The 1,024-nt window shown below is 64.6% G+C and carries 1 protein-coding gene and 1 pseudogene; both read right to left on the reverse strand.

What is annotated here, in order from left to right; translation table 11 throughout:
- A pseudogene (locus EOA29_RS43535) lies at positions 1–301 on the reverse strand (DUF2497 domain-containing protein); the annotation flags it as partial.
- A gap of 237 nt (positions 302–538) precedes the next feature.
- Positions 539–1,024 (reverse strand): TolC family protein (locus EOA29_RS37700; RefSeq protein WP_189479143.1); only part of this gene is annotated, 486 nt, incomplete at its 5' end.

Here is a 1,024-nt window from a genome sequence, read left to right on the forward strand (position 1 = left end):
GCGCCGTCTTTACCGGCTCGGGGCGCGCCTCGGCGCGCGCGATCGCCGGATCGGAGGCCGCGAGTTGGGCCTGCACCTCGGCCAGCGTCACCGGCTTCCTCGGGGCGGATTCCGCATTCAGCTCGGAACGGAAAGCATCGACTTCGGCTGACGGCGGCGCCGGCTGGAGGTCCTGGCGCAAGTCGGCGCTGTCAGCCGCCGGCTGCTTGCGGCCGGTGTCGCTGTCCTCGATGATCCTTCGGATGGAAGCCAGTATCTCTTCCATGGAAGGTTCGCGCTGTGCGCTGCTTGCCGTCGCCATCGTCACATCCGCCGCCCTTGTGACCAGTTCAAGATCTCCATTCCGGTCGGGCCGGGATTCGAATCAACGACGACAGCGTAACCGACCGATCGTCATCCGAGAATCCCCAATCTGGGGAGACGTTGGATTTCAACAGATTAGCTGATTCCGCCGCCAGCAGCCGGCCGGCTGCTTCTCCAACAAAAAAGCGCCGCGCATCCATCGGACGCGCGGCGCTTTTTGAAGCTTACACGAAAATCAGCGGCCGTCCGGCGTGCGCAGCCCGATCCACTTGTCCTTGACGGCGTTGTAGTGCTCTTCCGGCTTGTATTTCGTGACCGCCAGGCCGAGACGCTCAACCGACAGCCGCCCGACAGCGGAGAGGATGGCATAGCTCGCCACCACGACGTCATGCTCGGAGTTCGCCTGGTTGATCTTGGCGGTGATGACGGCGTTCTGGGCGTTGAGCACGTCGAGCGTGGTCCGCTGGCCGACATTGCGCTCCTCGATGACGCCGTTGAGCGCCAGTTGCGCGGCGGCGATCACCTGCCTGTTGGCATCCACGCTTTGGCGGGCAGCGGTGTATTGTGTCCACGCCGAGGCCACAGCCTGGCGCACCTGGTCACGGCTGACGTCGACTTCGATGCGCGCCTGGCTGAGCGATTCCTTGTTCTGCCGCACGATCGCCGAGGTCCGGCCGCCGGAATAGATCGGAATGGTCAGCGTGGCGCCGATATTGGCGGA

Origin of the sequence: Mesorhizobium sp. M1E.F.Ca.ET.063.01.1.1 (assembly GCF_003998155.1) — a bacterium.
Taxonomy (GTDB): domain Bacteria; phylum Pseudomonadota; class Alphaproteobacteria; order Rhizobiales; family Rhizobiaceae; genus Mesorhizobium.